This window comes from Pseudomonas sp. Os17, from assembly GCF_001547895.1.
GTDB lineage: Bacteria > Pseudomonadota > Gammaproteobacteria > Pseudomonadales > Pseudomonadaceae > Aquipseudomonas.
Genome location: NZ_AP014627.1, coordinates 116,812 through 125,000, shown reverse-complemented (window position 1 = coordinate 125,000; position 8,189 = coordinate 116,812). Strand labels below are relative to the sequence as shown.

Here is an 8,189-nt window from a genome sequence, read left to right as displayed (position 1 = left end):
GGGCTTTCACATCCAACTTAACAAACCACCTACGCGCGCTTTACGCCCAGTAATTCCGATTAACGCTTGCACCCTCTGTATTACCGCGGCTGCTGGCACAGAGTTAGCCGGTGCTTATTCTGTCGGTAACGTCAAAATACTCACGTATTAGGTAAGTACCCTTCCTCCCAACTTAAAGTGCTTTACAATCCGAAGACCTTCTTCACACACGCGGCATGGCTGGATCAGGCTTTCGCCCATTGTCCAATATTCCCCACTGCTGCCTCCCGTAGGAGTCTGGACCGTGTCTCAGTTCCAGTGTGACTGATCATCCTCTCAGACCAGTTACGGATCGTAGCCTTGGTGAGCCATTACCTCACCAACTAGCTAATCCGACCTAGGCTCATCTGATAGCGTGAGGTCCGAAGATCCCCCACTTTCTCCCGTAGGACGTATGCGGTATTAGCGCCCGTTTCCGGACGTTATCCCCCACTACCAGGCAGATTCCTAGGCATTACTCACCCGTCCGCCGCTCGCCACCAGGTACAAGTACCCGTGCTGCCGCTCGACTTGCATGTGTTAGGCCTGCCGCCAGCGTTCAATCTGAGCCATGATCAAACTCTTCAGTTCAAACATCTTTGGGTTTTGAGAAAACCCTAAACTTGGCTCAGCAATCGTTGGTTACATCTTTGATTTCTCGCGGAGTAACTTGTGATGCTGATAATCTTTTTGACTATCAGTCTGACTCCACAAGCACCCACACGAATTGCTTGATTCAGTTGTTAAAGAGCGGTTGGTTAAGATCTTTCGTCTCAACCGAGGCGCGCATTCTACAGCAGCCTCATTTACTGTCAAGCGATTTTTTAAGAAGTTTTTGAAGATTTCCTCAACAACTTCAACCACTTGCGCTTTCGATCTCTCGTTAGCGGGAGGCGAATTCTACAGCGTTACACGCTGCTGTCAACACCTCTTTTCAACCGCTTTCGACCGAGACGATCGAATCGTTAATAAGGCGAAAACACACTGCCTTACTAACTGCTTCTGGCTTCGATGAACTGAAGCGTAACCGCCGCCGAAAACTGCGTAACTCGTTGAATATCAAGGAGTTTTCCGTTTCGACTGCGCCGGAAGTGGGGCGAATTATAGACCTGTAGAATCTGCCGTCAACCTTTAATTTGAATTTTCTATGAATAAGAGCAGACAACCCCAGAAGAGCCGCTTTGGCAGGCGATGCACAGATACGGCCGCACGCCTCTCTATATAGAAGAGAAGGCCTACAACACCCCCGACCGCCTCAATGCCTCAACGGCCTCGCCCTTCATTCCCAAAACCTGCTGCAGAACCTGCGCCGTGTGCTCACCCAATAGAGGAGGGGCATGGCGATACTCCACCGGCGTCTCGGAAAGACGAATCGGACTGGCCACCTGAGGCACAATTCCCGCCAACGCATGAGGCAACTCCAACGCCAGCCGCCGTGACACCACCTGCGGATCAGCAAACACCTGAGCCAGGTCATTGATCGGCCCACAGGGCACACCTGCCTGCTCCAACTGACTCACCCACTCGGCAGTGGTCTTGAACACCGTCGCCTGACGAATCAGTGGAATCAACACAGCCCGGTTGGCCACCCGCAGCTTATTAGTGGCAAACCGAGGATCGTCCGCCCACTGGGGCTGGCCTGCGACCTCGGCAAACTTGCGAAACTGCCCGTCATTCCCCACGGTAAGAATGAAATCACCATCTGCGGTCGGAAAATCCTGATAGGGAACTATGTTCGGGTGAGCGTTCCCCAAGCGCTTCGGAGCAACCCCCGTCGTCAGGTAGTTCATCGCCTGGTTGGCCAGACATGCAACCTGCACATCCAATAGCGCCATATCAATGTGCTGCCCGGCGCCGCCCTGATCACGATGAGCCAAGGCAGCCAGAATCGCCACCGTCGAATACAGCCCCGTCAGGATGTCGGTCAAGGCCACCCCCACCTTCACCGGCCCGGCTCCGTCATCCCCTTCAGGCCGACCGGTCAGGCTCATCAATCCGCCCAGCCCCTGGATCATGAAGTCATAGCCGGCACGCTTGGCATAAGGCCCCGTCTGCCCAAACCCGGTGATCGAACAATAGATCAAGCGCGGATTGATCGCCTTGAGCGACTCATAGTCCAGGCCATAGGCCGCCAGTCCACCCACCTTGAAGTTCTCGATGACGATATCCGACTTGGCCGCCAGCTCACGCACCAACTGCTGCCCCTCAGGGCGGGTGAAATCTATGGTCACCGACTGCTTGTTACGGTTGGCCGACAGGTAATAAGCGGCCTCCGTAGTGTTCTCGCCATCAGCATCCTTCAGGAAGGGCGGCCCCCAGGCGCGCGTATCGTCACCATTGCCCGGACGTTCGACCTTGATGACTTCGGCCCCCAGGTCCGCCAGGATCTGCCCGGACCAGGGCCCGGCCAATACCCGCGATAAATCCAGTACCCGCAGATGCGATAACGCGCCCATAGTCGCTCTCCTATTAATAGAACGCCTGGATGCCGGTTTGCGCGCGCCCCAGAATCAGCGCATGAACGTCATGGGTGCCTTCGTAAGTGTTGACCACTTCCAGGTTCACCAGGTGCCGGGCGATGCCGAACTCATCAGAGATGCCATTGCCACCCAACATGTCACGAGCCATACGGGCGATGTCCAGGGACTTGCCGCAGGAGTTGCGCTTCATGATCGAAGTGATTTCCACTGCCGCCGTTCCTTCATCCTTCATCCGCCCCAGACGCAGGCACCCCTGAAGGGCGAGGGTAATCTCGGTCTGCATGTCCGCCAGCTTTTTCTGGATCAGTTGAGTCGCCGCCAGGGGCCGACCGAACTGCTGGCGATCCAGCGTGTATTGCCGCGCGGTATGCCAGCAGAACTCCGCCGCACCCAAAGCCCCCCAGGAGATGCCGTAACGGGCCGAGTTCAAGCAAGTGAATGGACCTTTGAGACCGCGCACGTCCGGGAAGATGTTCTCTTCCGGCACGAACACGTTGTCCATGACGATTTCCCCAGTGATCGACGCACGCAGCCCCACCTTGCCATGAATGGCCGGTGCGCTCAGGCCTTTCCAACCCTTCTCCAGAACGAAACCGCGGATATCGCCGGCGTCATCCTTGGCCCAGACCACAAACACATCCGCGATCGGACTGTTGGTGATCCACATCTTGCTGCCGGTCAGGCTGTAGCCCCCATCCACTTTGCGTGCACGAGAAATCATCGCACCCGGGTCGGAACCATGGTTCGGCTCGGTCAGACCAAAGCAACCAATCCACTCGCCGGACGCCAGCTTCGGCAGGTACTTCTGTTTTTGCGCCTCGGTCCCGAACTCATTGATCGGCACCATCACCAGGGACGACTGCACACTCATCATCGAGCGATAGCCGGAATCGACGCGCTCCACTTCCCGTGCGATCAGGCCGTAGCACACATAGTTCAGGCCGCTGCCGCCGTACTGCTCGGGAATGGTCGCCCCCAACAGGCCGACTTCACCCATTTCACGGAAAATGGCCGGATCGGTCTGCTCATGGCGAAAAGCTTCCAACACCCGAGGCGCCAGCTTGTCCTGAGCGAACTGCTCGGCGCTGTCGCGGACCATGCGCTCTTCTTCGGTGAGTTGCTGGTCCAGCAGAAGGGGATCGATCCAGTTGAAGCTTGCTTTGCCGCCCATGAGTGAATCCTCGTGAAGTAGGTCAACTATCGTGGACCGATCCTAGGCCTGACAGGAGCTCGCGGGCAAACGAGGATTTCGCAAGTTGTTGTGCTAATTTCTCACTCCGTAATGGCCAAAATTACCTTTTACAGCGTCTATTAGTGAGATTGCCGTACATGCGCAGGAAGATCCCCAGCACCGCCGCCCTGATCAGCTTCGAGGCCGCCGCCCGTCACGAAAGCTTCACCAAGGCGGCGCAGGAGCTTTCCCTGACCCAGGGCGCCGTCTGCCGACAGATCGCCAGCCTGGAAGAGTTTCTCGGCGTGGAGCTGTTTCGACGCTCGCGGCGGGGCGTCAAACTCACCGAAGCCGGGCTTTCCTACAGCCGCCGGGTAGCGACACAACTGGATGCGGTGGAACGCGACACGCTCTCCGTGATGGGGCAGCAGGGCGCCAATGTCATCGAGCTGGCGGTGGTCCCGACCTTCGGCACCCAGTGGCTGCTGCCGCGCCTCAAGGATTTCCAGCAGCAACACCCCGAAGTCACCGTCAACCTGACCAACCGCACGCGCCCCTTCCTGTTTGCCGACACGCCATTTGACGCCGCCATCTACTTTGGTGATGCCGATTGGTCCGGCACCCAGTCCCATCGCCTGATGGGCGAGCACCCGGTACCGGTGTGCAGCCCGGCCCTGCTGGCTGATCGGCAGCAACTGAGCGCCGCAGCCATCGCCGAGCTGCCCCTGCTGCAACAGACCACCCGACCCTATGCCTGGCGCCAATGGTTCAACTCACAGCAGTTGAACGTCCCCCGCGACATGACAGGCCCACGCTACGAGCTATTCTCCATGCTCGCCCAGGCAGCCATGCACGACATGGGTATCGCGCTGATTCCAGCCTTCCTGATCCAGCGCGAACTGGCGGAAAAACGTCTGGTCATTGCCAACCCGCAGGCTCTGACCAGCATCAAGGCGTATTACCTGATGATTCCCGAGCGCAAGGTGGAATCCGCCTCTTTACGGGCATTTCGCGATTGGCTGGTGAATCAGGCACACAGCTACAACCTAGAAGGGTAGGGGCCTCCAGCGATTAGCTGACCCCGTAGTCAGAAAAACAAAAGCCCTACAGATATAAGTATTTGTCGCATTTCAACAGACTGTACCGACACCTCGGACAATAGTCCTAAAAGCGCCTAACCACGCGGCCTGTAGGGTTTATTTGACAGTAATGTAAGACTATTCACACAGCGGATGAGAAAAATCTTATTTAGACGATAAAAGCCTTGAAAGGCACGGCTTACAAGGGTTTAACCCCACCCCTTGCGACATTCGGTCACGGGGTGACTTGTAGTTAATTTTCCGTCACTAGTCAGAATCCCTTGAAGGCCTCAAAGTTCGCCTGCAAAATGCCGCGCCCCGCTGCGATTTCAGCGGGATCGTGCTGATCGGCCGCCCCAGTCGCACCCTCCGCAGTGCGCTGGCCTTCTAAGAAAGATCGAAAGCAATAAGATCAAGCAGGAGATTTGACGTGCACATTGGTGTTCCTCTCGAAACCCAGACGGGTGAAACACGGGTTGCTGCAACCCCGGAAACCATCAAGAAGCTGATCGGCCAGGGTCATAAAGTCACTGTGCAAAGCGGCGCGGGCATCAATGCCAGCGTGGTCGACAGTGCCTATGAAGCGGCAGGAGCCACCATTGGCAGCGCCAACGATGCCTTTGGCGCCGAACTGATTCTCAAGGTCGTCGCCCCCAGCGACAGCGAACTGGCCCTGATCAAGAGCGGCACCGTGCTGGTGGGCATGCTCAATCCGTTCAGCAATGAAACCATCGCCAAGCTGGCCGAGCGCGGCATTACCGCCTTCGCCCTGGAAGCGGCGCCACGTACCTCTCGGGCCCAGAGCCTGGACGTGCTGTCATCCCAGGCCAACATCGCCGGTTACAAGGCCGTACTGCTGGCCGCCCACTACTACCCGCGCTTCATGCCGATGCTGATGACCGCCGCCGGTACCGTCAAAGCGGCCCGCGTGCTGATTCTCGGCGCCGGCGTGGCGGGGCTGCAGGCCATCGCCACGGCCAAGCGCCTGGGGGCAGTGATCGAGGCTTCGGATGTGCGTCCGGCGGTGAAAGAGCAGATCGAGTCCTTGGGCGCCAAGTTCGTCGACGTGCCTTACGAAACCGATGAGGAGCGCGAATGCGCCGTCGGCGTCGGCGGTTATGCCCGCCCCATGCCCGCCAGCTGGATGCAGCGCCAGGCCCTGGCAGTGCACGAGCGCGCCAAGCAGGCGGATATCGTCATTACCACCGCACTGATTCCAGGCCGCAAGGCGCCGACCTTGCTCAGCGCCGAAACCGTGGCCCAGATGAAGCCCGGCTCGGTGGTCATCGACCTGGCAGCCGCCCAGGGTGGCAACTGCCCGCTGACCGTGGCGGACCAGGTGGTGGTGGAAAACGGCGTGACCATCGTTGGCCCGACCAACCTGGCCGGCGCCGTCGCCGCTGACGCCTCGGCGCTGTACGCCCGCAACCTGCTGGACTTCCTGAAGCTTGTCTTCACCAAAGAAGGGCAGTTCGAAGTCAACCTAGAAGACGACATCGTCGCCGCGTGCCTGATGTGCCGCGACGGCCAAGTCATCCGCAAAAACGCCTAAGCAGGGATTCAGACGATGGAAGAGCTTATCTCCCCCGGTATCTACAACCTGATCATCTTCGTGCTGGCGATCTATGTCGGTTACCACGTGGTCTGGAACGTGACACCCGCACTGCACACGCCACTGATGGCGGTGACCAACGCCATTTCCGCGATCGTCATCGTCGGCGCCATGCTGGCTGCCGCCCTGACCGTGACCCCGCTGGGCAAGACCATGGGCACCCTGGCCGTAGCCCTGGCCGCGGTCAACGTGTTCGGTGGCTTCCTGGTGACCCGTCGCATGCTGGAAATGTTTAAGAAGAAAGCGCCCAAAGCCGTGAAAGAAGAGGTGCAGAAATAATGAGCATGAACCTGGTAACAACCCTCTATCTGATCGCCTCGGTGTGCTTTATCCAGGCGCTCAAGGGGCTTTCGCACCCGACCACGTCCCGACGCGGCAACCTGTTCGGCATGTTGGGCATGGCCCTGGCGGTCCTGACCACCATCGGCCTCATCTATAAACTGGGCGCGGAACTGGCGACCGCCGGTATCGGCTACGTCATCGTCGGCCTGCTGATCGGCGGCACCGCCGGTTCGATCATGGCCAAGCGCGTCGAGATGACCAAGATGCCGGAACTGGTGGCCTTCATGCACAGCATGATCGGCCTGGCCGCGGTGTTCATTGCCATTGCCGCCGTGGTCGAGCCCCAGTCCCTGGGCATCGTCAAACACCTGGGCGACGCAATCCCCGCCGGTAACCGCCTGGAGCTGTTCCTCGGTGCTGCCATCGGTGCCATTACCTTCTCCGGTTCGGTGATCGCCTTCGGCAAGCTTTCGGGCAAGTACAAGTTCCGCCTGTTCCAGGGTGCACCGGTACAGTTTGCCGGCCAGCACAAGCTCAATCTGGTGCTGGGCCTGGCCACCCTTGGCCTGGGCGTGACCTTCATGGCCACCGGCAACCTCGGCGCCTTTGCCCTGATGCTGGCGCTGGCCTTCGTCATGGGCGTGCTGATCATCATCCCGATCGGCGGCGCCGACATGCCGGTGGTGGTGTCAATGCTCAACAGCTACTCGGGCTGGGCAGCAGCAGGGATCGGTTTCTCCCTGAACAACTCGATGCTGATCATCGCCGGCTCCCTGGTGGGCTCCAGCGGCGCGATCCTCTCGTACATCATGTGCAAGGCGATGAACCGTTCGTTCTTCAACGTGCTGCTCGGCGGTTTCGGCAACAGTGCCGACGCTGGCGGCCCGGCCGGGGCTCAAGAAGCCCGCCCGGTGAAATCTGGCTCGGCGGACGATGCGACGTTCCTGCTGACCAACGCCGACACCGTGATCATCGTTCCCGGTTACGGCCTGGCCGTGGCCCGGGCCCAGCACGCGTTGAAGGAGCTGACCGAGAAGCTGACCCACCGTGGCGTCACCGTGAAGTACGCGATCCACCCGGTGGCAGGGCGCATGCCCGGGCACATGAACGTACTGCTGGCCGAGGCCGAGGTGCCTTACGACCAGGTGTTCGAGATGGAAGACATCAACTCCGAGTTCGGCCAGGCCGATGTGGTGCTGGTACTGGGCGCCAACGACGTGGTCAACCCGGCAGCGAAGAACGATCCGAAGTCGCCCATCGCCGGCATGCCGATCCTCGAAGCCTTCAAGGCCAAGACCATCATCGTCAACAAGCGCTCCATGGCCAGCGGCTATGCCGGCCTGGACAACGAACTGTTCTACCTGGACAAGACCATGATGGTCTTCGGTGACGCGAAGAAGGTCATCGAAGACATGGTCAAAGCCGTCGAGTAAAGCTGCTGTAGCGCAATACCCAAAACCTCAGCCTTTAGTAGGCTGGGGTTTTTTATTGACCTCATGAAGCCGACAGAAGGCTCTAGATCAGGACCTTTCATTCGACCTTTGTCG

The 8,189-nt window shown here is 58.9% G+C and carries 6 protein-coding genes and 1 rRNA gene (1 of these 7 running past the window's edge); 4 read left to right on the top strand and 3 right to left on the bottom strand.

Annotation, left to right across the window (positions count from 1 at the left end):
- The 3 genes from POS17_RS00620 to POS17_RS00610 form a co-directional block, all read right to left on the bottom strand.
- Nucleotides 1-609, bottom strand: a 16S ribosomal RNA gene (locus POS17_RS00620) (it extends 930 nt beyond the left edge of the window).
- Between the two features lie 644 nt (nt 610-1,253).
- Nucleotides 1,254-2,474: a CaiB/BaiF CoA transferase family protein gene (locus POS17_RS00615; protein ID WP_060836911.1), complete on the bottom strand. Its 1,221-nt coding sequence runs from the start codon at nt 2,472-2,474 to the stop codon at nt 1,254-1,256.
- 13 nt (nt 2,475-2,487) lie between these two features.
- On the bottom strand, nt 2,488-3,669 hold the full coding sequence (locus POS17_RS00610; protein ID WP_016963707.1) for an acyl-CoA dehydrogenase: 1,182 nt from the start codon (nt 3,667-3,669) through the stop codon (nt 2,488-2,490).
- Nucleotides 3,670-3,827: 158 nt separating this feature from the next.
- On the opposite strand from POS17_RS00610, the gene POS17_RS00605 reads away from it, so the two are divergent.
- From POS17_RS00605 to POS17_RS00590, 4 genes are all read left to right on the top strand, one after another.
- Complete coding sequence (locus tag POS17_RS00605; protein ID WP_060836910.1) at nt 3,828-4,727, top strand: LysR family transcriptional regulator; 900 nt, start codon at nt 3,828-3,830, stop codon at nt 4,725-4,727.
- Nucleotides 4,728-5,178: 451 nt separating this feature from the next.
- A complete protein-coding gene (locus POS17_RS00600) occupies nt 5,179-6,300 on the top strand; it encodes a Re/Si-specific NAD(P)(+) transhydrogenase subunit alpha (RefSeq protein WP_060836909.1) in 1,122 nt (373 codons plus the stop codon).
- Nucleotides 6,301-6,315: 15 nt separating this feature from the next.
- Nucleotides 6,316-6,639: an NAD(P) transhydrogenase subunit alpha gene (locus POS17_RS00595; RefSeq protein ID WP_005783507.1), complete on the top strand. Its 324-nt coding sequence runs from the start codon at nt 6,316-6,318 to the stop codon at nt 6,637-6,639.
- Entirely contained in the window at nt 6,639-8,075 is a 1,437-nt protein-coding gene (locus POS17_RS00590; protein ID WP_016963710.1) for an NAD(P)(+) transhydrogenase (Re/Si-specific) subunit beta, read from the top strand. Before POS17_RS00595 ends, POS17_RS00590 begins: the two co-directional genes overlap by 1 nt.
- The last annotated feature ends 114 nt before the right edge of the window (nt 8,076-8,189 follow it).